Consider the following 25,400-nt stretch of genomic DNA (forward strand, 5'->3'; position numbering starts at 1 on the left):
AGGATGACTATTGCATCTGAAGTGAAACAATGTGTCGCCAGCCTTAAGGGTGTAGAAGCTGGTTTATCTAGCCTTGCACTCCGAACTCAAGATGATGAATCGAAACGTATCCTGCATGAAACGATGATGGTAGTGAATGAAGTGATGAAGGATGTACACAAGCGAGTTGGAGAATTAGAACGAGAGGAACCACAATATAAGGGTTTTTGATTAAACCTATGATTTGCAGGAGGTGCTAAGTAATGCCTGAATGGTTACAAATCGTTTTACGGTCACTATTTTTTTTAATTGTCCTTTTTTTAATCACAAAATGGTTAGGTAAAAAACAGATATCTCAGCTTTCCTTTTTTGAATATGTAACTGGCATAACCATCGGGAACGTTGGGGCAGAGTTAGCCACAAAGGTTGAAGGAAGTATTATAAATGGGGTGCTTTCTATTCTCGTTTTTGCACTCGCACCTTTTATAGCAGGATTAATTTCTTTGAAAAGCAAAACTATTCGTGATCTTGTGGAAGGAAAAGCCTCAGTGTTTATTAAAGATGGAAAAGTCATGGAAGACAATTTAAAAAAGGAAAAGTATACAACTGATGAATTGTTAGGGTTACTTCGAAAGAAGGATGTCTTTGATGTAGCTGATGTCGAGTTTGGTTTGTTAGAAGCAAACGGTGACTTTTCTGTTATGTTAAAAAAGCAAAATCAACCTTTAACAGCAAAAGATTTGAATCTGGCAGTTGCTTCAGTCAAGGAGGCTCAGACTGTCATTATGGATGGAGAAATCCTTGATGAACCACTTTCCACGATTGGCCTAAACCGAAATTGGTTGAAAACCGAATTGGATAAGCTAGGCGTAACCATCGAGAATGTCTTTCTTGGACAAGCAAATTCCAATGGTGAATTAAACGTGGATCTTTTTGATGATAAAATTAAAGTGCCATCTCCACAAGAAAAGCCTTTGATGCTCGCAACTTTGAAAAAATGCCAAGCAGACTTAGAGTTATTTGCCCTTGGAACTGAATCAAAGGAAGCTAAAGAAATGTATAGCAAAAATAGTGAAAAATTGCAAAAGGCAATTGACCATGTAGCCTTCATCTTAAAAAACTAATTTATTTTATACTTTTGGGTTGATAAGAAAATTTAATCCCTCACTTTCATAAGTGATGTAATCAGTCCAATAATGACAATCGTCAGACATGAAAAAAGAAAAATTCTCATACCTAAGATAAAGACGGCAGCTGTAATAATGAGTGTATCAATGACAATAATAACTATAGCAATATCTATGGAGGAAGATTTGGAAATGAATTTTGCTAACAAATCTGTTCCTCCGCTGCTTGTCTCATATCGAAGCATAAGCCCTATGCCCAGCCCAATGATAGCTCCGCCAATTAACGAACTACTGAGAATGGAAATAGAAAATGCCTTTTTTAATGGACTCAACCAATCCATAAAAAGAGAAGTCAAAAGTAATCCATGGATGCTGCTATAGAAAAGGTGACGTTCATAGTACCAAGCATATATAAATAAAGGAATACTAAGAACTAACATGGATAACCCCGTTTGAAAGCCCAAAAAATAATGAATAATAAGAGCAATTCCAATAACACCGCCATCTATTAAATGATATGGAACTAAAAAACCATTAATTCCAATACCTATCAAAAAGCTACCAACGATTACAGCCATCACTTTTTGGAATTTAATAAAATCACCTTACCTCCCATTCGATATTCCATAATATATGTCCAAGTTAGAACGTCAAGAATATACATGTAAAAAATTTTTTCCTCAGCACCCTTACTACAATTTTTGACACCACATTGAAAAAGCAGAGCCCTTAATGGGTCCTGCTTCATCATCTCTATCTAACAAAGACACTTATTATATAAATCAATATAAAATAAGCCCAGTCCAATGACTGGGCACTTACGCCATTATTTCAATTCTAACAACACTACATTTTCAACATGTGTAGTCATCGGGAACATGTCAACAGGTTGGATATCAACTGCTTTATATCCGCCTTCTTCTAAAATATGAAGGTCCCGTGCCAAGGTTCCTGGGTTACAAGATACATAAACGACCTTTTTAGGTTTCATCTCAATGATTGTGTTTAGAAGAGATTCTTCACAACCTTTACGAGGTGGATCAACAACGATGACGTCTGCCATGTTACCCTTTTGATACCATTCAGCAATGACGTTTCCTGCATCACCAACGATGAATTCTGCATTTGTGATTTCATTTAATTCAGCGTTGCGGCGTGCATCTTCAATCGCTTCTGATACAACTTCCACACCAATAACCTTTTTCGCTTTTTGTGCTAAGAATAATGAAATGGTACCAATGCCACAATAAGCATCAATCACCGTTTCTTCGCCCGTTAGACCAGCATAATTAAGTGCTTTATCATAAAGAACCTTCGTTTGATCTGGATTAATTTGATAAAAGGATTTTGCGGAAATCGCAAATTTCACGTCACCGATCAAATCATAGATTACTTCGTTACCCCATAGCAAAGTCATGTTGTCGCCCAAGATAACATTTGTTTTCTTCGAATTTACGTTTTGGACGATTGATTTCACCTGTGGAAGACGTTCAACGATTTCCTTCACGATTGTTTCGATGAAAGGGATACTTTTCGTTCTTGTAACGAGTACTATCATCAATTCGCCTGTTTGCTTGCCATAACGAGCCATAATGTGACGCAATACACCTTTATGGGTTTTTTCATTGTAAGCAGGGATACCAAGTTTACTGATGATTTCTTTTACAACTTGAACAGCTTCACTAATCATTTCATTTTGGATAATGCTTTCTTTCGTTTCTACAATTTCATGTGTCCGTGGTTTAAAGAATCCCGCTATTAGCTTGCCGTCCTTTTCACCAACAGGCACTTGGGCTTTGTTACGATAATGAGTTGGGTTTTCCATACCAATTATCGGGTGTACCTTCACATCCTCAAGTTTTCCAATGCGAGTCATCACTTCACGGACTTGTTTTTCTTTGAATTCCAACTGTCCTTCATAGCTCATATGCTGTAGCTGACAGCCACCGTATTTATGAAAGTCTTCAGTTGTAATCTCAACTCGATACGGACTATTTTCTATAATCTCCATCAAACGTCCGAAGCCATAACCTTTATTTGTCTTCATTACTTTAACTTTTGCCTTTTCACCAGGAAGGGCGTTCTGAACAAAGATCGGATAGCCATCAACTTTAGCTACTCCAGCTCCTTCGTGCGTTAAATCTTCGAATAAAACCTCTATAATATCATTTTTAGCAACGGGTGCTGTTTTTTTCATATCATCTTCTCTTTTCTTTTATAAGCTAGCCTGTATTTTACCACATTCAGAGCCTTGCCACAAAACGACTCACCAATTTACATTGGTTTTCATAAAATAATAGTAGAAGGAATTACGTTTTTTCATAGTTCCATGTATAAAAGCGAGGTAAAAAAAGAAAAATAAGGAAAAATAGATGAGGTGAAGAAATGGGTTTGTTTAACTCTATATCTGCCTGGAATGCAAACAGGCTAGAAAAACATCGAGTAAGCATGGAGGAAAAGGGCCTCTGTCCGGATTGTTATGGGCGAGGATACAGCTCTTTCGTACCAACGGAATATCATTTTTCCGATATACACGACTGTCCCGGCTGCAACGGAACCGGAGTTTATGCTGATTGGGCTGCGATGAACGGACAGCAAATGTAGATCCCATTCCACTAAGAAAAGTTCAATGAATGGTGGAAGAAGAGATATATCAAAAACACACGTAAAAAGGACCCCCTGTTAAACAAGGGGTTCTTCTAATTTTTTTACCATATATCCAAATTCATAGCCACTTATCATAATGGTTTTTATTTTCTTATATCCTAACCTGTTATAGAGTCGATTTGCCCCTTCATTCACATCTTCAACGACTAAAGAAACCCTTGGGTAGCCTTTTTCCTTAGCATACTCCTCAACATATTGAATCAGTGCACTTCCAATTCCTATCCCTTGAAAATTCGGGTCAACACATAATGTATCCAGATAAAAGTCATCACTCTCTGCTTCCTTGTCGAGTGTAATACTCGAATCTTTCATTTTCCGCCGTAATCTTTCAACTATTGGTTCATCTAACCCTTTAGCATCTTTTCCATGATAGGCAATGATCAGTCCAGATACTTCCCCATTATGTTCACTAACGAAGGTATTTTCATAGCTGATTCGATTTCCACTTTTTCTAAAAAAGTCGGCAAGAACGGCGAGTATTGTTTCTTCTTCTGTTTCGCCAGTTAACTCCTCGGCAATTTCCTTTATCGCAAGTCGTGTTAATACTGCTGCCTTTTCTGCGTCTTCTGGTGTCGCTCTTCTGATGTACACGTTACCCATTCTCCTTGCTAGATTAAAATTAAAAGGCCACCCACTTTAGTGACCTTCTTTTCATTATTTATTTGTTGGATCGTCCGGCAATATTCCTTCCGGGATGAATACATCAAAATGACGGTACTGGTTTACGAATTCAGCTGGGGCCATGCCACCAAATTCCCCGTCCAAATTAAGCATCATGTCTTTTTTGGCAGTTACTTTGATCCGATTTGCTTTTTCATAAATGACATTTTTATCATGTATATGTTCACCGCGCATTGCCAAAGTTACGACTCGGACAATATCAGCAAGATTTGCCTTTTTCAAAATAAGTAACGTGAACATGCCGTCATTAAGGGATGCGTCTGGTGCGAGTTTTTCGAAGCCACCGACCGAATTTGTATTGGCGACTAAAAATAGCATAATCTCGCCTTCGAAAAGCCTTCCATCATATTCGATTGAAACTTCTGTCGGCTTGATAGAAGGTAGCATTTCAATCCCTTTAATGTAGTAAGCTAGCTGCCCAAGCATTGTTTTCAGCTTGATTGGCACGTCGTAGGTCAATTCAGTCAATCGACCCCCACCAGCAATATTGATGAAATATTTATCATTCATTTTTCCAATATCGATTGGCATCGTATGCCCACTGGCAATAATATCAGCTGCCCCTTCGATTGACTTCGGTAAATGCAGTGCCCGCGCGAAATCATTCGTCGTTCCTGTCGGAATAATTCCTAGTTTTGGGCGCTTTTCTGCAGTGGCCAGTCCATTAACAACCTCATAAATCGTTCCGTCGCCTCCTGCTGCAATGACAATATCATAGCCGCGTTCAATGGCAATTTTAGCTGCATTCGTTGCATCACCAGCACCGGTCGTCGCATGTGTAGAAGCCTCATATCCAGCTGCTTCAAGCTTTGCAAGCACCCCTGGTAAACTCTTCTTAATGGCTTCCCGGCCTGATGTCGGGTTGTAAATCAACCTTGCTCTTTTCATTTCCCATCATCCTTATACAAATTGATTCCATAAATTACATATTAATCGTTCACTACATGAAAAGCAATATTCGAAAAAAAAGAGGACCGCATTCGGCCCATTTCTTTATATGCTTTTTCTAGAAATCTTATCAGGGAAATTATAAAGCTTTTTACAATTTTATTCTAGTAAATGGTTTAAAATTATGGGTAATGAACATTCACTTTATATGTATCGAAGACAGTTAAGATATGATTCCCTTTTCCAGACTTTAGTGTACCATTCTTTTTTTCAGTTTTTTCAGTGCCTTCTTCATTCGTGTCTTCTTCTTTTATCTCGGTCGTTTTCCAGCTATTTTCAGGCCCCTCGAGCTCCTCGACACCTTTTGCTTCAATCTTGATATCACTATTTTCTTGAAGGTATACGCTAAGGTAGCCGCTATCTTTTACACTCCAATTACTTAAAAGCTGTCTTGGCTTTAAGACAAGATCCGTGCTTTGTCCATTAATCTCTAATGATAATTCAGCAGGGATAATAAGAGTAGCCTTGAGATTCGTCCTGCCTCCGCCTAAAAGGCTATTTTGAACCGGTAAATCCTTGAAGCTGATATAAAGTGTATCACCGTTTCTCTCAACCATTAAATAATCTTCCGTCTTTTTCAACAGGGATTCAGCATCTACTGTTACAAGCTCATCATATGTCCCGAATATAGAAACTTCTTCATCGGTCCCACTTTCAACCGTCAATGGGTATGATCCAGAATCTAGAACGACCCTCTGAATGTCTTTTCCAGCCTTTTCATTGAACCCAGGTAAATTCACTGTTTTTTCTTCGCTTTGCACGGCTGCCCTGACTTGATCCATTATTCCACTTGATGTCAGCAGAATTAAAACAATTCCCGTCGTTCCAAGCAATCCTACGAAAAGAATACTAAGAATATCATATTTTACAAAGGAACTTTCTTTTCTGGAAAAATAGATATAGAAGAGAATTTCCACTCCCAAAATAATGAAAAGCAACGGCCACCAAGAAAGAAGAATCGTCGTCATATTCATATTTGCGATTTGAGAAATCAGTAAAATCATACCTAAACCAACCAGAGAGACTCCCATTGAAATTGTTCCGACTCTCCATGTTCTCATTTTGTCTCCTCCTTGTCTCTCGCTTTTTTACTTCCAGCTAACAATTTTATTCCTCCACCTATAAGAAGGATACACACGAGTCCTTTTTGAAAATAATCTCTAAACCAATATTCTAAGTTGCTTCCAACCCATTCATCTAAATGAGGTGCAATTGCCGGAACGATAATGTTACTTGCCAAGAAATAAATTCCTAGCCCCACCAAACCAAGGCCTACCCATTTTTGCTGATTGACAATTCCCGAAATTATGGGCGTATCTTCAACAGGACCCTCTTCCATTTTAGCCGCTTTTTGTAATCCATCAAAAAAGCTGTAAAACCAGATGATCGGAATAAGGAAAAAGAAGAATCCTAAACGGAGTAAATCCAATATATAAATGGCGAATAAAAAGCCGGCCATTAATTGGATTCCGCGTTTTTGCAGCCCTAAATATAAATGACCTGCCCCAGGGAAAATGGCGAATAAAGTCGCGACCGATTTACTCTTCTTCCCAGATTCCCGTCTCTCCTCGAAATCTTCCAACACGGTCCGATCAATAAGCTCCTCACCCCTTTGCTTTTTATTCAGCTGTTGAACAGAATCAAAAAAACTGTAAATCCAGATAACTGGCAATAAAGCCATGAATATTAGCAGACCTTCCATTTGTGTCATCACACTGATGAATATCACCATAATGCCAAGGCCTAAAAAGCCAATTAGAAAAATAAGTCCCCGATTCATGAGGCCGAGCTGAAAATGTCCGAGACCAGGCACGAATGAAAGGACAATTACATAGAATCTTTCTGCTTCCGGCTGATCCACTATTCCCCCTGCATCCGTTTCGCTTTTAGGATTTCTTAGAGAGGTAACTACCAAGTCAAATATACTGATGAAATAAAACACCATTCCTATAATGGAAAAGGCAAGAAACGCTTCCAATTGACTAATCAATGTAAGAAAAAAGCCTCCCAGCCCTAATCCAAGCGTGGCTAGAAAATAAAATAAACCTTTATATCTCCTACCTAGGTAAAAATGACCAAAACCCGGAAGAAATGATAACAAAAAAGCTAATATCGGACTTTTATTCATTTCTAAACCCCTCCTTATTTTTCTTTTCAATAGAGTCCATCCAATTAAATGTTTTATCAATAAGACCATCGGTTAAGGTCTGAGTTTCCTTTACAGTACTGGATTCTACAGAATCAACGTATTCAGTCAGGGATTGAAAAACTCCGGCTGCCATTAATAGAATCGTAAAACCAGCGGCAATCAGGTAATGTCTTGTAATCGTCCGAAGAGATTTTTCTTTTCTGATTTGCTTAACCTCTTCATTAGATACTTCATTTAGTTGAGCAATCGAGCTCATAACAGAATCTGCTATATCAAGTTCTTCAACGAGCAGACTAGATTCAGCTCTTTCCATCGCCTCCATATAGACTGTTAAACACTCGTCACAGGAGTATAAATGATTTTCATATTCTATTTTTAGATTATCAGGCATTTCATCCGCCAAATAAGCAATCCACCCTGCTTCAGAAACATGGTTCATGAAAAATCCTCCTCTTTCCAATGTTTTCTCATCCAATTCCTTGCCCGATATAGCTTTACCTCAACAGATTTGACTTGAATCTGCTGTTCCTCTGCAATTTGCTGGAATGTTTTTTCTTGTATGTAATAGCCATACACAACGTCCCGATACCCCTCCGGAAGGTCATTCAGCTTCCGTAATACTTGCTTTCGTTTTTCATTTCGAAAAAACACTGCCTCAACATCATCAGATAGGCCTAAATGAGCTTCCGAAGGCTGTACTTCATGTGATTCTTCCTTTTGCCTTTCTCGTTTTCTCTTCAAATCTATTGCATGATTGACGGCAATACGCGTAATCCATGTTTTAAAACCTTGATTTTTATATTGAGGAAGAGAAGTATAGATTTTGATAAAGACTTCCTGGGTGACATCTTCTGCATCCTTTTGATTGCGTAAAACGGAATAGACGGTTCTAAAAATCGTCTCCTTATACGTTTCTATCAATATCCGGAAAGCATGATCATTTCCACCTCTCACCTTCTCCACTAACTCATCTGTCACTTCTCTCCCCCCTTTCATTTAAGCATTCATGTAATAGACGACACAAAAAGGAGTTACCCCTACAGATAACTCCAAAAAAATATAAAATTAATTTCTCACTTATAAGTTCCAGTATTTCCTCGTAAAACTCTTTTGATAACCATATGAAAACCGCATCACTTAGAAAGTGATACGGTCAATTATTAACGTTTATTGATTTCTTCAACCAAAATTTTATTAACAAGTTGTGGATTAGCTTGGCCTTTTGTCGCTTTCATAATTTGTCCGACAAGGAAGCCGATTGCTTTTTGTTTACCAGCTTTAAAATCTTCAATTGATTGCGGGTTATTATTCAAAGCTTCTTCAACCGCTGATCGTAATGCACCTTCGTCAGAAATTTGGACAAGTCCTTTTTCCTTAACGATCGTTTCTGCGTTACCACCGTTTTCGATCAACTCTTTGAATACCTTTTTCGCGATTTTAGAAGAAATTGTACCATCTTCAATCAGTTTGATCATTCCTGCCAATGATTCAGCAGTCAACGCCATATCATGCAGTTCTTTCCCTTCTGCGTTTAAGAAAGCAGAAACCTCACCCATGATCCAGTTCGATGCAAGTTTCGCATCCGCACCTGAAGCAACTGTTGCTTCAAAGAAATCAGCCATTTCTTTTGTTACCGTTAAAACAGCAGCATCATACTCTGGTAAACCAAATTCTTCAACGTAACGTTTTTTTCGTGCATCTGGAAGTTCTGGAATCTCCGCAGTAATGCGTGCTTTCCATTCTTCGTCGATATGGATAGTCAATAAATCTGGTTCCGGGAAATAGCGGTAATCATCAGAGCCTTCTTTAATACGCATTAGAACTGTTCTACCTGTAGCTTCATCGAAACGACGTGTTTCCTGTTCGATTACGCCGCCTTCATTCAATACTTCTGCTTGTCGGATTTCTTCATGCTCCAACCCTTTACGAACGAAGTTGAATGAGTTCAAGTTTTTCAATTCAGTTTTCGTACCGAATTCTTTTTGCCCAACTGGTTTCAAGGAAATGTTAGCATCACAGCGAAGTGAGCCTTCTTCCATTTTACAATCGGAAACACCCGTGTATTGAATAATGGATTTCAATTTTTCCAGATAAGCATACGCTTCTTCAGGAGACGTGATATCCGGCTCGGATACGATCTCAACAAGCGGAGTACCTTGGCGGTTGTAATCACAAAGTGAATAGTTCCCTTTATGTGTCAGCTTACCAGCATCTTCTTCCATATGAATACGTGTAATGCCGATTTTCTTTTTCTTGCCACCGACTTCGATTTCAATCCAGCCATGTTCACCGATTGGCTGATCGAATTGAGAAATTTGGTAAGCTTTCGGATTGTCTGGATAAAAATAGTTTTTCCGGTCAAATTTCGTGATTTCTGCCACTTCACAATTTAGCGCGATAGCAGCTTTCATTGCAAAATCAACAGCCTTTTTATTGACGACAGGCAATACACCTGGATAGCCAAGATCAATTACAGTCGTATTGCTATTTGGAGAGGCACCGAATTGGTTCGGGCTCGATGAGAAAATTTTTGAATCTGTTTTTAATTCTACGTGTACTTCTAGACCAATTACCGTTTCAAAGTCCATTTTTTTCACCCCTTACAGCTTAGGAAATTGTTTATGAAAATCTGTTGCTTGCTCAAATGCGTGAGCAGCGCGGTAAATCGTGCTTTCATCAAAATGCTTCCCGATCATTTGCAGACCAAGCGGAAGACCATTAGCAGCGAAACCACAAGGTACGGAAATACCTGGTACGCCAGCAAGGTTGACAGGAATCGTTAAAATATCATTCGCATACATCGTTAATGGATCGGCAACTTTTTCACCGATTTTGAAAGCTGGTGTAGGTGTTGTCGGTCCAACGATTACATCATATTTTTCAAATACATCTTCAAAGTCTTTTTTGATCAATGTACGCACTTTTTGAGCCTTTTTATAATAAGCATCATAATAACCAGAGCTTAAGGAGAAAGTTCCAAGCATGATACGGCGTTTTACTTCGTCACCGAATCCTTCCGATCGAGTTTGCTTGTACATTTCAATTAAGGTTTCTGCATTATCTGTACGGTGACCGAAGCGAACGCCATCAAAACGGGAAAGGTTTGCCGATGCTTCTGATGAAGAAAGCAGATAGTAAGCAGCTAGAGCATATTTGGAATGCGGCAGGGAAACTTCTTCCCATACAGCTCCAAGTCCTTCTAATACTTTTAAAGCTTCAAGTACAGAATTACGTGCTTCTTCCCCAACACCTTCACCAAGATATTCTTTAGGAACTGCAATTTTCAACCCTTTAACATCGCCTGTTAATGAATTCACAAAATTCGGTACGTCTAAGTTAGCAGATGTGGAATCCATTGGATCGACGCCTGAAATCGCTTCAAGAAGGTATGCATTATCTTCAACCGTTCTTGTCACCGGACCGATTTGATCTAATGAAGAAGCAAAGGCTACAAGTCCGAAACGGGAAACCCGTCCATATGTAGGCTTTAAGCCGACAACTCCGCAGTATGCAGCTGGTTGGCGAATCGATCCACCTGTGTCAGAACCTAATGAGAATAAGACTTCACCAGAAGCGACAGATGCAGCTGAACCACCTGAAGAGCCACCTGGTACATAATCCGTATTCCATGGATTGCGTGTTGCCTGATATGCTGAGTTCTCATTTGAAGAACCCATCGCAAATTCATCCATGTTCAATTTTCCAATTGTCACCGTTTCTGCCTGCTGTAACTTTTGAACAACGGTTGCATCATAGATTGGATCAAAGTTCTCCAAAATTTTGCTCGCACAAGTTGTCCGTAAATTTTTAGTAACAATATTATCCTTCACACCGATTGGCATGCCAAATAGGGCGCCTTGGCTCTCGCCTTTTACTAATTGGTCATCCAATTGTTTTGCTTGGTTGCGGGCGTTTTCTTCATCTAATGTCAAAAATGCCTTCACCTTGTCTTCTACTTGTCCGATTCGCTTATACGATTCGTTAACAAGATCAGTAACGCTGATCTCTTTATTATGTAAACGTTGATGAAGCTCGGAAACTTTTTGTTCGAACAACGACATCATTGTCCCTCCTTATTCCATAATGGCTGGTACACGGATATATCCTTCTTTGCTATCCGGTGCATTCTTAACTACTTCTTCTACTGGTAATCCTGGTTTTGCAACATCTTCGCGCATTACATTTTTCATATCCAAAACGTGAGAAGTCGGGTTTACCTGATCCGTATCAAGTTCATTCAACTGCTCCGCAAATGAAATCATTTGTTCAAGCTGATTCTGAAACTGTTCTGCTTCTTCTTCCGTAATTGCCAAACGAGCCAAATGGGCAACGTGTTTTACTTGTTCCATAGAAATTCGTGACATTCTCTTCACCTCCGAAAAAATATCCAAATCGACTAAAATAGTCGCTTTTCTCCATAAAATCATCGTTTAAATCATATCAAACTATTGCACAGTAAAGCAACAAGAGATACCATGTCGAAATTCAAATATTTCTTAAAGAAAAAGAAGTATTTTCCGGGAAATATGAGAAAGTTGCCGAAATTTCCGGGGAAATTCCAAGAAGGCGGTCAAATTAGTCAAATGTTCTCGATTCTTGAAAAAACCCTTCCTAAATAGGAAGGGATTACATTTCCATTAATATGCTTCTGAAGTCGTTTTTCCTTGCATATGAAGGATAAGATAATCGGGTCCTCCTGCTTTTGAGTCTGTACCTGACATATTAAAGCCTCCGAACGGCTGATAGCCTACAATCGCGCCCGTACATCCACGGTTGAAGTATAGATTTCCCACATGAAAATCATCACGTGCTTTTTCCATATGTTCACGATTATTTGTAATTACTGCTCCCGTCAGGCCATAATCCGTATTATTTGCAATCTCAATCGCTTCATCAAAGTCTTTTGCTTTCGAAAAAGCAACAACTGGGCCGAAAACCTCTTCTTGCATGAGCCGGGCATACGGATCAAGATCGGCAATGATCGTTGGTTCAATGAAATAACCGGTTGTATCATCACCCTTTCCACCAGCGGCTAAACGACCTTCTTGTTTCCCAATTTCAATGTATTCCATGATTTTTTTATAAGCTTGACCATCGATGACCGGCCCCATGAAGTTTGCACCATCTTCTGGATTACCAACGGACAATTCCTTTGTCAGTTCTAAAGCACGCTCTAGCACCTGATCATATACTTCAGCAACAATGACCGCCCGGGAACAGGCAGAACACTTTTGCCCGGAAAAACCGAATGCCGAATTCACGATCGATTGAGCAGCCAATTCAAGGTCCGCTTCCTTATCAACTACAATCGTATCTTTACCACCCATTTCCGCAATCACCCGCTTCAGCCAAATTTGACCTTCATTCACTTTTGCGGCACGTTCATAAATTCTCGTACCTACTTCACGAGATCCTGTAAATGAAACAAAACGAGTGCGGGGATGATCGATAAGATAATCGCCTACTTCTGAACCGCTCCCCGGGACAAAGTTCAATACCCCCTTAGGCAGACCTGCTTCCTCCATCACCTCCACAAATTTAGCCGCGATAACCGGAGTAGTCGATGCCGGTTTTAACAGAAGCGTATTTCCCGTTACGATGGCCGCAACAGTCGTTCCTGCCATAATAGCAAAAGGAAAATTCCACGGGGAAATAATAATTCCCACTCCAAGTGGAATATAATCATAGCGATTATTTTCATTCGGTCTGCTCTGTACAGGAATTCCGTCTTTTAATTTGAGCATCTGCCTTGCATAAAACTCTAAGAAATCGATAGCCTCAGCCGTATCACCATCTGCCTCATTCCACGGCTTGCCAGCTTCTTTCGTCAGCAAGGCCGAAAATTCATGTTTCCTCCGTCGGACAATAGCTGCCGCTTTGAACAGTATATCTGCCCTTACTTCAGGCTTTACCTTACGCCATGTCTGAAAGGCCGCATCCGCTGCCTGAACTGCCTTCTCAGCCAACTCACGATTGGCTTTCGATACATAGCCTATCACTTCTTCTTTTTTAGCTGGATTAATAGAAATAATTTTATTTTCTGTAGAGATTTTTTCTCCACCAATGACTAAATCATAATTCTGACCTAAGTATGTTTTCACCCTGCCTAACCCCTGTTGATACGCCTCGCTATTTGCCACTTGAGAAAAATCCGTAAACGGTTCATGTTTATACAATTGCACCAAAACAATCCCTCCCTGTTTTAAATAACTTTTCAACACTATCAATCTTATTCTAACTAAAACTGTTAAACTCTTCAAATTATGTATAAATAAGATAATATCATTCAAGAATAATAGCCAGGCATAAAGCCATTTTGTTAAGGTTACTCATGGCTAGATTTGTTCCAAATAAAAAAGATGAAGCTTGTTAAGCTTCATCTTTTTTTTATTCGTATATATGCACGGTTGGTTCGTCTTGATTTGCCTCGCGAACAATAAGTGCTTCGGGTCCATTTACAGAAGTGATCGATACTTGTACTGCAATATATTTAGGGAAACGTTCCATTACAAGACCAGCCACATATTGTGTAAAGCCAATCGCTTCTGAGTTTCCATAAAATTGGATAGGGATATCGATGTTCAAGCTTTGTAATTGGTCATCCATATAAAATGCCCTGCCAATAACTCCATTAAAGTTAGGGAAATATTCTTCAACATCCTCTTTAAAATTTGTGAATGTGTTGACGTCATCCCTATATTTTTTTTCTGCACTTGCCGAAGGGAATAGGAAGTATTCTTCGTTTAAGTTTGTCCATTTTCCAATATTGTTAGAGTTTTTCCCTATATTCGTATAGGAAATAAAATTCCCAGGCACTACAGAGGATTTTTCATTTTGCTCAAACAAGGCAATGGTAATCGGAACATTTTTCAGCTTGTCCATATTACGCAATCTTTTTAAGACTTCCTCAGCAATTTTCTCCCCTTCTTGTTTTAGTTCTTTACTATCAATTTTCTTTTCATAGGTTGCCCCGTATGCTTCTTTTTGATAGTAATGGACTGAATTTAGGGCAAGGCCTATTACAACTCCACCAAGGCTAACTGTGCTATCCTTTGATTTCACCAAATAGTTATGTTCTAAAATATGAGCCAGGTAAATTGGATTTTCCGCATTCCGCTTATCAATGTCACCTGTACCTGAATCAACTGGATTTAAACCTACGTTATCACTTTCTTTCTTGTTCTTTTCTTTCAACTGGCTTTTTGTATATTTTCTGTTCAACCAGGATGATATCTTGGAACTGTCGAGCATTTGCCCCTCTTGAAATAGGTATTCTTCCGGGTCAAATTGAGTTTGTGCCAACCGCATCAGTCCATTTTCAAACTCTTCGATATCATATCGAGTATTTAAATTCGAAACGACCAAACCGCGGGCTTTTGATGGCTCAAACGGAAGAATCGTTTGATAATATTCTTCCGAAATTTTATACTTCGGAATAATTGCTGTATCCTTTTCGTTTTTGGAGTCTTGAACTACCTCTTGCTTATCCTCAAAACTAGGTGCACATCCAGCAAGAAGTAGTATAAGAATCATCCCCAAAATAGAGTGTTTCCTCATAGCTACACCTCTTATTTTTTTAGTTCCTCAATCAGTCTCTCTTCATCCCATACGAGAACGCCTAGGCTTTCTGCCTTTTCTAGTTTGGAACCAGCATCTTCGCCGGCCACGACCAAATCCGTTTTCTTGCTGACACTTCCAGCAACGTTAGCTCCTAGCGCCTCTAATTTTTCTTTCGCTTCATTACGTGTTAGCTGATGCAGTTTCCCTGTCAAAACGACTGTTTTTCCAGCGAAAATGGAATCGATTTCTTCTATAGAAACAGCTCTTGCCCCTTTATAGATAAGGTTCACACCGGCTGCTTCCAACTCATTCAACAGTGCATGCACTTCCTCCAATTCAAAATATGCCACGATGGAATCAGCCATTTTTTCTCCAATTTCATTAATTGCTGTAAGTTCTTCACGGCTCGCCTTGCTTAATGCTTCCATAGTGCCGAATTCCCTCGCAAGGGTCTTCGCTGCTTTCGAACCAACATGGCGGATACCAAGGCCGAATAGTAATTTTTCTAGCGAATTGCTTTTCGAAGCTTCGATTGCCTGAAGGAGTTTATTGACGGATTTATCTCCCATCCGTTCCAATGCTATCACTTGATCGTATGTAAGCTTATAAATATCAGCTACATCCTGTATGAGCGCTTCCTTAAATAACTGGCTAATGACTTTTTCACCTAAACTGTCGATATTCATTGCTGTCCGTGATACAAAGTGAATCAAGCCCTCTCGGATTTGTGCCGGACATTTCGGGTTGATGCATCGCAGGGCGACCTCCCCGTCCAGTCGGACAAGCTCGCTATCACATTCTGGGCACTCATTCGGCATCTGGAACTCGACTTCTTCCCCCGTACGACGTTCTGCTAGTACATTGACGACCTCTGGAATGATATCGCCTGCTTTTTTCACGACCACTTGATCTCCAATACGGATGTCCTTTTCACGGATTAAATCTTCGTTATGCAGCGAAGCTCGTTGCACAGTCGTTCCGGCTACCCGAACAGGGTCCAAAACAGCCGTTGGTGTCAACACTCCCGTACGGCCAACATTCAGCTCGATACCTCTTAGTGTTGTGATGACTTCTTCGGCTGGAAATTTGTAGGCAATCGCCCATCGCGGACTTTTTGCCGTAAAGCCTAGTTCATCCTGCTGTTCAAGTGAATCCACTTTTACGACAATTCCATCGATATCGTAGGCCAAGTTTGGACGTTGTTCAGTCCATTCTTCAATATAGGCAAGAACTTCCTCTATATTCGTACAGGTTTTTCGTTCCTTATTTGTTTTAAACCCTAGTTCATCCAATAAATCTAGACCCTCGCTGTGAGAACGAACCCCTGTTTCACCTAAATCAGCAATCGCATAAAGGTATACATCCAAGTTCCGTTTCGCAGCAAGTTTTGGGTCAAGTTGTCTCAAAGAGCCAGCAGCTGCATTACGAGGATTTGCAAAAGGTTCTTCCCCGCGTTCTTCCTTCGCCTTATTTAGAGATTCGAATGATTTTTTTGGCATGAATGCCTCACCACGCACTTCTATGGCGATAGGCTCCCGTACCTTCAAAGGAATTGACTTGATTGTTTTCAGGTTTTCGGTAATATCTTCACCAATTGTTCCGTCTCCTCGGGTTGCTCCTCTTACGAAATATCCATTTTCATATTGAAGTGTGACGGCAAGTCCATCTATTTTCAATTCACATACATAGGAAAAATTGTCACCTACAGCCTGTCGGACCTTTCTGTCGAAATCGCGTAAGTCACTTTCATTGAAAGCATTACCTAGGCTAAGCATCGGTGTCGTATGCTCCACTTTTTCGAACATATCCAGGATGGCCCCACCGACCCGCTGTGTTGGAGAATCGGCTGTTTTCAGCTCGGGAAATTTCTCTTCATACTCAATTAATTCACGTAAAAGCCGATCATATTCAGCATCAGGTACGGATGGCTGGTCCTTCACATAATATTCATAGCTATATTGGTTCAATAAAGTTTGCAGCTCAAGAACAATCTTCTCTGCAGCTTGTATGTCCATACGTTCAATCCTTTCTAAAGAAGACTCCACCGCACTTCATCTTAGAAGAGCGGTGTCTAAGTCAGATATCCCTATTCTTCACCAGTAGACGCATATTCATAGCTTATGCTTTTTCTATTGGTGCAAATTTCGCCAATAGGCGTTTAATGCCGATTGGACTTGGGAATGCAATATCCAGTTCCTTTCCTTCGCCTTCTCCTTTTACACTCACCACGGTTCCAATCCCCCACTTTTTATGGGAAGCCTTGTCACCAACGGCCCAACCAATCTCTTCACCGCCTGTTGCAGATGGGGCAGAAACAGCTCGCCCAAAGGTAGGCATTTTTCTTGTGGAAGCCGTCGCAGTGTTCCCTGTTCTCGCCGGAGAACTGAATGGAGTCTGCTTGGATCTAGGAGCAGGTTTCGGTTTAAGATCTTCAAGAAGTTCCTCGGGTATTTCTCCGATGAACCGTGAGACTGGATTCATGCTCGTCCGTCCATACAGTGTCCGCATTTGGGCATTACTGATGAACAACTCATTTTCAGCCCTTGTAATCCCCACATAAGCAAGACGGCGTTCTTCTTCCATCTCCTCCTCATCCATGAGCGAGCGGCTATGAGGGAAAACTCCTTCTTCAAGGCCCAGTAAAAAGACTACCGGATATTCTAATCCCTTCGCCGAATGTAGTGTCATTAACGTTACCGTATTTGTTGCTTCTTCGGAGTTCTCATCTAATTGGTCAATATCAGCAACCAACGCCAGGTCAGTTAAAAAGCCAATCAATGATTTGTCCTCGCTGTTACTTTCGAATGCTTTCGTTACAGATAAAAACTCATCTATATTTTCAAGACGGCTTTGTGATTCAATTGTTTTTTCTGCTTGCAGCATCTCACGGTAACCGGTTTTTTTAATGACTTCTTCCACCAGTTCCGTCACAGATAAGTACTCCTGCTGATTTGTATAGTTAGTAATTAACGTGTGGAATTCCCTTGCTGCTTTGGTAGCCTTCCCGCTTATCCCAATCATTTCCACGGACTCAAGTGCTTTATAAATGGAAAGATCATATTGATCTGCATAATCTGCTACTTTGTCCATTGAAGTTGCACCAATACCTCGTTTCGGTACATTTATTACACGGCGAAGACTGATGTCATCATCAGGATTTGCAATAAGACGCAGATAGGCAAGTAAATCCTTAATCTCTTTACGATCATAGAACTTAGTGCCGCCGACGATTGCATAGTTAATATTGGATTTAAGCAGAACTTCCTCCATTACCCGTGATTGTGCATTTGTTCTGTAAAGGATTGCTATATCGGAATATTTTCTACTACCGTCCTTAGCTAATTCATTTATCTTTCCTGCTACAAATTGCGCTTCCCCTTGTTCATTGTCTGCACGGTAATAGAAAATCTTATTACCATCTACATTCTCAGTCCAAAGATTTTTCGGCTTCCGGTTTCGATTATTATCGATGACCTTATTCGCCGCTTCAAGAATCTTTTTCGTTGAACGATAATTCTGTTCAAGGAAAATCATATTGGCATTAGGATAATCTTTTTCAAATGAAAGGATATTCGCAATATCCGCACCGCGCCAGCGATAAATCGACTGATCTGAATCCCCTACAACACAGAGATTACGGAATCGTGAAGCTAGCAGTTTAACAAGCATATATTGAGCCCGGTTTGTATCTTGATACTCATCAACATGAATGTATTGAAACTTCCGCTGATAATATTCTAGCACTTCCGGTATAAGTTGGAACAATTGAATCGTCATCATGATCAAATCATCAAAATCGAGGGCTGAATTTTTCCGCAAACGTTTTTGGTATTCTGTATATACATCTGCCGTTACTTTAGTAAAATAATCTGACGCAGTTTTGAGGTATTCTTCTGGTCCGACCAATTCATTTTTTGCTGAACTGATACTACCTAAAATGGCCCGGTAATCATATTTCTTTGTATCCATATTACGGTCTTTCATAATTTGCTTAATGACTGATTGCTGATCCGTCGTATCTAAAATTGAGAAATTCCTATTAAATCCAATCCGATCAATATCTCTTCGCAAAATACGGACACACATAGAGTGGAACGTTGAAATCCAGATATCTTCGGACGCACCGCCCAGAATGCTACGGATTCTTTCTTTCATTTCACGTGCGGCTTTATTAGTAAATGTGATTGCAAGGATATTCCAAGGTGCTATCTCCTTTTCAACCATCAAGTAAGCAATACGGTGAGTCAGCACACGCGTCTTTCCACTTCCTGCCCCAGCCATAATTAGAAGTGGACCATCTGTTGCTTTTACTGCTTTTTGTTGCTGTTCATTCAAACCTATTAGTAATTTTTCCGCTAAATATTGCATTATCACACCACCTATACGAACATTCGTTTCTATTTTAGTATACTACATTTTTTCCCTATTTACATTTTGGCCAAATTATCATTTAACTGCCTCAACTGTTGCAAGCGCCGTTTTCAAATCTTCATAGATCACATTACCAACAACGATTACGTCCGCAAACTCCGCCATCTCTTTGGCCTGCTCTACTGATTTAATCCCACCGCCGTAGAATAGTACAGTATTCTCCAAACTCTCTCTAGCCGCTTCCACCATCTGGACATCGCCATAAGCACCGCTGTATTCAAGATAAAAAACCGGCAGTTTGAACATCTTTTCTGCCATCATTGCATATGCACCCACATCATCTATATCTAGATCCGTATTGGCTTTCGTCAATTGAGCCGCCTTACACTCAGGATTTAAGATGCAATATCCTTCTACGAAAATTTCATCCCAATTCAAAAGGTATCCGTATTCTTTGACTGCTTGCTGATGCAGTTTCATCATCCAATCTGGATTGGTGCTATTTAGGACACTCGGAATAAAATATAAATCGAATCCCGGCGTCACTGTTTCAACCGATGAAATCTCCATCACACATGGGACTGTATATCGCCTAACTCGCGCCATCAAATGAAGTACATTCTCAAGCGTAATTCCATCGGTGCCTCCAACCATAATTGCATCTGTACCAGACTCACAGACTTTTTCTAACGCCTCATCGCTTATTTCTTTATTTGGATCGAGTTTGAAAACATGTTTCCACTCGCGAAAATCGTACATTATAATCCTCCATTCACACTTCCCATTTCACCATTATAGCATTAAGATTTTTCATTAAAAAAGAGAAGTATCGATAAAATGTTTACCAACTGGAAACCTCTGAATCTAAAATCCAATATAACACGGTTTCGACTGGACGGTAGCTGCTATAGAAAACGCTTGCTCAAAATAAAAAGCCGGGAAACGAATTCCTCGGCTTTTTCTATTTCATACAATATAAAAAAATCGAATTCATTAAGATTCCGTTGTTTCTTCAACGTTTTCCTTTATACGGTTAAGAGCCATGGTGTAGGCATCATTTCCGTAGTTTAAGCAGCGTTTAACCCTAGAAATCGTGGCCGTGCTAGCCCCTGTTTCGTTTTCGATTTTATGATAGGTTTTACCTTCTTCAAGCATACGGGCTACTTCAAGGCGCTGTGCTAATGATGAAATTTCATTGACTGTACATAAGTCATCAAAAAATCGATAGCATTCGTCTAAATCGCGCAAGGAAAGTATCGACTTAAACAGCTGATCCGTTTCTTTCCCTCTTAACTTATCAATTTGCATGTTTCTCCCCCTCAATTTTCATGGGTATCAAAATGAGACGTCTTCTACTAAACCAGGTTGATTCGGAATAATATTGACCCAAGTTTTCCCCGGTATCAACCCTACTTCTTTATCGTTTTTCACTGGTATAATTCGACCATCTTTATTAACCCATTCTACTTCATTGACCTTCCCCTTTTGAAGTAAATAACCTTTTCCGCCACTTTTTAAATCAATTTTAAGGCGTCCTTTATCATCAACCACTTGATGAGTGGTCTCAATGATGAATATATTATCCAGTAAAATCGGTTTGCTTGATTTATGCTCGACTGTTTGCTCACCATTAGAATAACGTTTATATTTCTCTTCTGTTCCTTCATATTCATACTTTACATTGAACTCTGCCGATCCGTAGGATATCTCAATTTTCAAAGCCGATTCTCCTTGCAGACCAACCGCCTCTTCCTCTGTCAGGAAAGTAAATGGCTCTGGTGCACCTGTCAGCTCATATCCTTTTTCCTTCGCACCCTTTTCAATATTATCAAAAGAAGTGTAGGAATTATGCGGTGCGTTTCGATCTGTTGAGCGCTGAAACAAAGTACCATCATAATATAGGCCGTTCAAGTTATCAATATATCCTTTGTCTAGCATGGTTTTTGCCTCTGGGCTATTCCCATGACACACATAGATGCAGTCCAAACCTTTGGCCATTTCGATATAATAGTCCCTTGCACTCCGAACCGGTCCGATTTGGTTCGGCATTTCACTTTGGAAAACAGCTAAAAATCTGGTTATGTCGCCTTCCGCCAGCAATTCATAGACTATGTCCGCATCTGAGAGACCAGATTGTGGACGCGCTTTTGGATGATTATTAATCATCACCGCTACAGCCCTTTGCTCGGTATCTTCATTCGTGGCTACACCAGTAAGTGGAAACATGTTGGAAGGCTCGTTTTTAACATCTGTATTTTTAATGACAGCTGCATCTTTCGGCTTACTGTCATCTGGTACAGGTTCTTCTTTAGTCGAACAGCCTGCTAGCAGAAAAATAGCAATAATGATGAAAAGAACTCTCTTAAATTTCATCTTTCCACTCCCCTGATTTTTTAACCATTTCTTCTCTTATATTTTAACGCATTATAGTAGGAAAGAGTATAGTTTTATTCATTACATCATATACTCCTCGCTGGGTTACCCTTATATAGGGAAGATGAGTTGTTGAAAAGAATGAAAGGGTATACACCGGATCAGCAAAGCGATAACCCCTTTCACGTAGCAGCTTTTTCAACTCATTCTCTTCTTTAATTAGTTCAGGAACCTCCTTATTGGACATGACTCCTTTTAATTTTAAAGGCAGTTCATGTATCACCTGGCCTTGTTCAGTCAAAACGATACCACCGCCAATTTCCTTCAACCGGTTAAATGCTAAATGCATATCCTGTTTTCGTTTACCAATTAAGATTATGTCACCCGTATTTGTATAAGAACCTGCAAAACCACACAATTTATTGGCAAAGCCTTTTAATATCGTATTAATGCGCCATTTACCTTCACGGTCAATGAGCATGAAAAAGCATTCATCATCTTTAAAGGTCAGTTCTTCATGGCCAACGTCATTGGAAAGATAATATGGCTTCGTGATTACGTTATTGACCAGTTCAATTCCAAACGGCATAGAAAATTCAAAATCTTCCTTTAAACTAAGATCCCAATCAAGTTCAAGCGGTTTAAAATCAAAATCGCTCCAGTTGATTTCCTGAGAATCGGGAATTACTTCACCATCCCGTTTCACCCATTTCCCTTTTGCCATTACAGAAACTGGTGCCGGTTCCTTTATATCTGTCAGAAAATTAATGTTGGCAACCCTTCCAGTAGCAATATTACCATGAAGATATTCAATATTATAATAGCGGGCGATATTAATAGTTGCCATATTATAAGCATCAATGACCGGAACACCTTGCTCTATTGCTATTTTGATTAAGCTGTCTATAAAACCACCTTCATAAAAAGACGGAGGTGATCCATCTGTTGTATAAAAGAATTTGTCATAATGATCGATGCCCATATCATGTATTTCTTGTATCAACTTAGGAAGATCCGGTCGGATAGAAGAATGCCTTAGTGAAACATAATAACCCTGTAGCAGACGAGACATGACCTCATCGCCTGTCATTGCCTCATGATCACAATCAGCACCAAACAACGTCATCTTCGCCAACGTTTTCTCCGACGCACCCGGAAAGTGTCCTTCAATTTTCTTCCTCATCCGCTTTGCTTCCTGAATCCAGTGCAACATCATGTCATCCCCGTCGAGGAGCTTCGGCCATCCCGTTAGTTCGCCGCCCTGTAGTACGGCATCGTGCTCCAGCCAAGATTTAACTGCACCATGTGAAAATACCATATCCTCGTCTACTAATTCCGTTTGTCCATCAAAACGACTCCACCAATACATTGTAACAGGAATATTACGAAGTTCTTTCAAAAGAGAAAACGCTTTCTTTTTTTCTAACTGCAATAGAAATGGCAAGTTATCATTGATTAATGTCGTTGTCCCAAAATGAGATGCATAACGTGAAAAAGAAAGGGGATTATATAATTGAGAAGGATGTGAATGCGGCTCAATATATCCCGGGACCAGGTACTGATTTGTACAGTCAACCATTTCGCAGCGGTCTATATTTTCAGGAAGCTTTTCGCCAACATAGATTATGCGATCATCATAGATCCAGATATTCGCTTTCACCCATTTTCGTAAAGCCTGATTTAAATAAGTCGTATTTTTAAGCAGAATGTGTGGTGCCCTATTGCCATCCAGCACATCTATATGTTCACGTAGATGTTTATTTTTCCATCTATAGCGCTGTTCAAGCATAAACATTCCCCCATAATTTTTTTGAAACAAATGCAATAAAAAAACCATTTTAAACCCAATTTTATTTCATACTAACATACTTACCAGAATAGCACAGTAATGTTAACTGAAAAATTGTTAATTTTTTGTGAAGGGATGGACTTATTATGAAGTTTAAACAAAATATTAGTATAATAAATGCACTTATGCGGATTACCTGTGGTTTTACCTTTCTATCATGGGCAACAGCAAAAATGGTTAAAAAACCTTGGAAAAACCAATCTTACTTATTTGTCGTCATGATATCAGCTATGAAAATTGGTGAAGGCATTCTACGCTATTGTCCAATCGTGGACGCTATGGAGAATGGACAAACATTAATGAAAAAAGAACAAAAAACGGAAAATGATTTTAATTCACCTGATTCTTATTAAATCTTTTTCTAAAGAAGAAGCTGACTCTCTTAGAGTCAGCTTCTTTCAAATTATCATGATAAATTGTATTGAATGGCACGATAACCGATATCTGTACGCCAAAACAATCCGTCTTTTTCAACATGACTCAATTCTTTATATACTTTAGCTTGAGCAGAGGCTAAATCTTTTCCTTTTGCAGCAACCAGAAGCACACGGCCACCGTTTGAAACAAAAGATCCCTTGCTATTTTTAGCAGTTCCAGCATGATAAATATGAGCATCTGGATTAATCTTGTCCAACCCTTTAATGATTGAATTCTTTTTGTAATCTCCAGGATACCCCTCTGCTGCCACTACTACACCAAGTACTGCATCTTCATGCCATTCAAGTTGTAAATCCTTACCTAAAAGGACCGCTTCAAGTGTATCAACGAAATCCGTTTTTAGCCTCGGTAAAACAACTTGCGTTTCCGGATCTCCAAAACGAGCATTGAACTCAATGACTTTTGTACCTTTTTCCGTAGCAATTAATCCGGCATATAAAATACCGGTGAAACGACGATCTTCTGAAATCATCGCATTTACTGTCGGCTGCAAGATTGTTTCGACAGCTGTCTGAACCATTTCATCGGAAATTTGCGGCACAGGTGAATAGGCTCCCATTCCGCCTGTGTTCGGACCTTGATCTCCGTCGAAAACGCGCTTATGGTCTTGGGCGATAACCATCGGATACACTTTTTCACCATTCACGAATGCCATCAACGAAAATTCCTCACCATCGAGAAATTCCTCAATAACAACTTTGGCAGAAGCTTCTCCAAACTTAGCCCCGACAAGCATATCGTGGATGGCGTCTAACGCTTCTTCCATCGTCATTGCGACTACGACACCTTTGCCTGCAGCCAAGCCATCTGCCTTAATAACGATGGGCGCTCCTATTTTTTCAATATAAGCCTTTGCAGAATCAAAATCAGTAAACGTTTCATATTCTGCTGTCGGAATGCTGTAGTTCTTCATTAAATCCTTAGCGAAAGATTTACTTCCTTCAATGACCGCAGCCCTGCTATTTGGGCCGAACACCTGTAGGCCCGCTTTAGCAAAGTCGTCAGCTAGTCCATTCAATAATGGCGTTTCTGGGCCAATTACCGTCAATGAAACTGCATTTTCTTTTGCAAAAGCAACCAAATCCTCATGATTTGTTTCTTCAATGGGCACCAGATTTGCTACATCGGTCATGCCCGGATTTCCTGGTGCTGCAAAAACTTTCTCCACCCGTTTACTTTCAAACAGTTTGCGGGCAATAGCATGCTCCCTGCCACCCCGGCCAATCACTAGTACATTCATTATCGCACCTCATCTTTG

At 39.9% G+C, this 25,400-nt stretch carries 24 protein-coding genes; 4 read left to right on the forward strand and 20 right to left on the reverse strand.

Features of this window, described 5'->3' with window-relative positions:
• Window positions 1–3: 3 nt before the first annotated feature.
• Together JFV29_RS11075 and JFV29_RS11080 are read left to right on the forward strand one after the other, a co-directional pair.
• Window positions 4–210, forward strand: coding sequence for a DUF1657 domain-containing protein (locus tag JFV29_RS11075; protein ID WP_053344233.1), 207 nt, complete (start codon window positions 4–6; stop codon window positions 208–210).
• Between the two features lie 32 nt (window positions 211–242).
• Window positions 243–1,103: a DUF421 domain-containing protein gene (locus JFV29_RS11080; protein WP_201183222.1), complete on the forward strand. Its 861-nt coding sequence runs from the start codon at window positions 243–245 to the stop codon at window positions 1,101–1,103.
• 32 nt (window positions 1,104–1,135) lie between these two features.
• Here the strand turns inward: JFV29_RS11080 and JFV29_RS11085 are convergent, their stop codons facing one another.
• Window positions 1,136–1,684: a YitT family protein gene (locus tag JFV29_RS11085; RefSeq protein ID WP_201183224.1), complete on the reverse strand. Its 549-nt coding sequence runs from the start codon at window positions 1,682–1,684 to the stop codon at window positions 1,136–1,138.
• Window positions 1,685–1,932: 248 nt separating this feature from the next.
• The gene (gene rlmD / locus JFV29_RS11090; protein ID WP_201183226.1) at window positions 1,933–3,303 is read right to left on the reverse strand and encodes a 23S rRNA (uracil(1939)-C(5))-methyltransferase RlmD; all 1,371 of its coding nucleotides are present in this window, start codon (window positions 3,301–3,303) and stop codon (window positions 1,933–1,935) included.
• A gap of 188 nt (window positions 3,304–3,491) precedes the next feature.
• On the opposite strand from rlmD, the gene JFV29_RS11095 reads away from it, so the two are divergent.
• Window positions 3,492–3,710, forward strand: a complete 219-nt coding sequence (locus JFV29_RS11095; RefSeq protein ID WP_053344229.1) for a hypothetical protein — start codon at window positions 3,492–3,494, stop codon at window positions 3,708–3,710.
• 78 nt (window positions 3,711–3,788) lie between these two features.
• Here the strand turns inward: JFV29_RS11095 and JFV29_RS11100 are convergent, their stop codons facing one another.
• From JFV29_RS11100 to JFV29_RS11180, 17 genes are all read right to left on the reverse strand, one after another.
• Window positions 3,789–4,364 (reverse strand): GNAT family N-acetyltransferase, encoded by a 576-nt coding sequence (locus JFV29_RS11100; RefSeq protein ID WP_201183228.1) that lies wholly within the window; start codon window positions 4,362–4,364, stop codon window positions 3,789–3,791.
• A gap of 63 nt (window positions 4,365–4,427) precedes the next feature.
• Complete coding sequence (locus JFV29_RS11105; RefSeq protein WP_201183229.1) at window positions 4,428–5,342, reverse strand: diacylglycerol kinase; 915 nt, start codon at window positions 5,340–5,342, stop codon at window positions 4,428–4,430.
• A 182-nt stretch (window positions 5,343–5,524) separates the two neighbouring features.
• Window positions 5,525–6,463, reverse strand: a complete 939-nt coding sequence (locus JFV29_RS11110) for a hypothetical protein (protein ID WP_201183230.1) — start codon at window positions 6,461–6,463, stop codon at window positions 5,525–5,527.
• On the reverse strand, window positions 6,460–7,530 hold the full coding sequence (locus JFV29_RS11115; RefSeq protein WP_201183231.1) for a hypothetical protein: 1,071 nt from the start codon (window positions 7,528–7,530) through the stop codon (window positions 6,460–6,462). The genes JFV29_RS11110 and JFV29_RS11115 overlap by 4 nt, the downstream gene beginning before the upstream one ends.
• Window positions 7,523–7,990, reverse strand: a complete 468-nt coding sequence (locus tag JFV29_RS11120) for a hypothetical protein (protein WP_201183232.1) — start codon at window positions 7,988–7,990, stop codon at window positions 7,523–7,525. Before JFV29_RS11120 ends, JFV29_RS11115 begins: the two co-directional genes overlap by 8 nt.
• Entirely contained in the window at window positions 7,987–8,529 is a 543-nt protein-coding gene (locus tag JFV29_RS11125) for a sigma-70 family RNA polymerase sigma factor (protein ID WP_309558432.1), read from the reverse strand. The genes JFV29_RS11120 and JFV29_RS11125 overlap by 4 nt, the downstream gene beginning before the upstream one ends.
• A 182-nt stretch (window positions 8,530–8,711) precedes the next feature.
• Window positions 8,712–10,139, reverse strand: a complete 1,428-nt coding sequence (gene gatB, locus JFV29_RS11130) for an Asp-tRNA(Asn)/Glu-tRNA(Gln) amidotransferase subunit GatB (protein WP_201183234.1) — start codon at window positions 10,137–10,139, stop codon at window positions 8,712–8,714.
• 12 nt (window positions 10,140–10,151) lie between these two features.
• Window positions 10,152–11,612: an Asp-tRNA(Asn)/Glu-tRNA(Gln) amidotransferase subunit GatA gene (gene gatA, locus JFV29_RS11135; protein WP_057218305.1), complete on the reverse strand. Its 1,461-nt coding sequence runs from the start codon at window positions 11,610–11,612 to the stop codon at window positions 10,152–10,154.
• Between the two features lie 12 nt (window positions 11,613–11,624).
• Entirely contained in the window at window positions 11,625–11,915 is a 291-nt protein-coding gene (gene gatC / locus JFV29_RS11140) for an Asp-tRNA(Asn)/Glu-tRNA(Gln) amidotransferase subunit GatC (RefSeq protein WP_053344220.1), read from the reverse strand.
• 273 nt (window positions 11,916–12,188) lie between these two features.
• Window positions 12,189–13,736, reverse strand: a complete 1,548-nt coding sequence (gene pruA / locus JFV29_RS11145) for an L-glutamate gamma-semialdehyde dehydrogenase (RefSeq protein WP_201183235.1) — start codon at window positions 13,734–13,736, stop codon at window positions 12,189–12,191.
• A 202-nt stretch (window positions 13,737–13,938) separates the two neighbouring features.
• Complete coding sequence (locus JFV29_RS11150; RefSeq protein ID WP_201183236.1) at window positions 13,939–15,108, reverse strand: CamS family sex pheromone protein; 1,170 nt, start codon at window positions 15,106–15,108, stop codon at window positions 13,939–13,941.
• Between the two features lie 11 nt (window positions 15,109–15,119).
• The gene (ligA, locus tag JFV29_RS11155) at window positions 15,120–17,126 is read right to left on the reverse strand and encodes an NAD-dependent DNA ligase LigA (protein WP_201183237.1); all 2,007 of its coding nucleotides are present in this window, start codon (window positions 17,124–17,126) and stop codon (window positions 15,120–15,122) included.
• Between the two features lie 103 nt (window positions 17,127–17,229).
• Window positions 17,230–19,479, reverse strand: a complete 2,250-nt coding sequence (pcrA, locus tag JFV29_RS11160; protein WP_056522781.1) for a DNA helicase PcrA — start codon at window positions 19,477–19,479, stop codon at window positions 17,230–17,232.
• A 78-nt stretch (window positions 19,480–19,557) separates the two neighbouring features.
• The gene (locus JFV29_RS11165) at window positions 19,558–20,241 is read right to left on the reverse strand and encodes a heptaprenylglyceryl phosphate synthase (protein WP_201183238.1); all 684 of its coding nucleotides are present in this window, start codon (window positions 20,239–20,241) and stop codon (window positions 19,558–19,560) included.
• A gap of 234 nt (window positions 20,242–20,475) precedes the next feature.
• The gene (locus tag JFV29_RS11170; protein ID WP_053344215.1) at window positions 20,476–20,790 is read right to left on the reverse strand and encodes a YerC/YecD family TrpR-related protein; all 315 of its coding nucleotides are present in this window, start codon (window positions 20,788–20,790) and stop codon (window positions 20,476–20,478) included.
• A 27-nt stretch (window positions 20,791–20,817) separates the two neighbouring features.
• Entirely contained in the window at window positions 20,818–21,855 is a 1,038-nt protein-coding gene (locus tag JFV29_RS11175) for a DUF3048 domain-containing protein (RefSeq protein ID WP_053344214.1), read from the reverse strand.
• Between the two features lie 43 nt (window positions 21,856–21,898).
• Window positions 21,899–23,644: an adenine deaminase C-terminal domain-containing protein gene (locus JFV29_RS11180; protein ID WP_056522784.1), complete on the reverse strand. Its 1,746-nt coding sequence runs from the start codon at window positions 23,642–23,644 to the stop codon at window positions 21,899–21,901.
• A 146-nt stretch (window positions 23,645–23,790) separates the two neighbouring features.
• Here JFV29_RS11180 and JFV29_RS11185 point away from each other — a divergent pair, with 146 nt between their 5' ends.
• Window positions 23,791–24,057, forward strand: a complete 267-nt coding sequence (locus JFV29_RS11185) for a YgaP-like transmembrane domain (RefSeq protein ID WP_056522785.1) — start codon at window positions 23,791–23,793, stop codon at window positions 24,055–24,057.
• 53 nt (window positions 24,058–24,110) lie between these two features.
• Here the strand turns inward: JFV29_RS11185 and purD are convergent, their stop codons facing one another.
• Complete coding sequence (gene purD / locus JFV29_RS11190; protein ID WP_201183239.1) at window positions 24,111–25,382, reverse strand: phosphoribosylamine--glycine ligase; 1,272 nt, start codon at window positions 25,380–25,382, stop codon at window positions 24,111–24,113.
• Window positions 25,383–25,400 lie beyond the last annotated feature (18 nt).

Source organism: Peribacillus sp. TH16, from assembly GCF_016651095.1.
In the GTDB taxonomy this organism is placed as follows: Bacteria; Bacillota; Bacilli; order Bacillales; family DSM-1321; genus Peribacillus; species Peribacillus butanolivorans.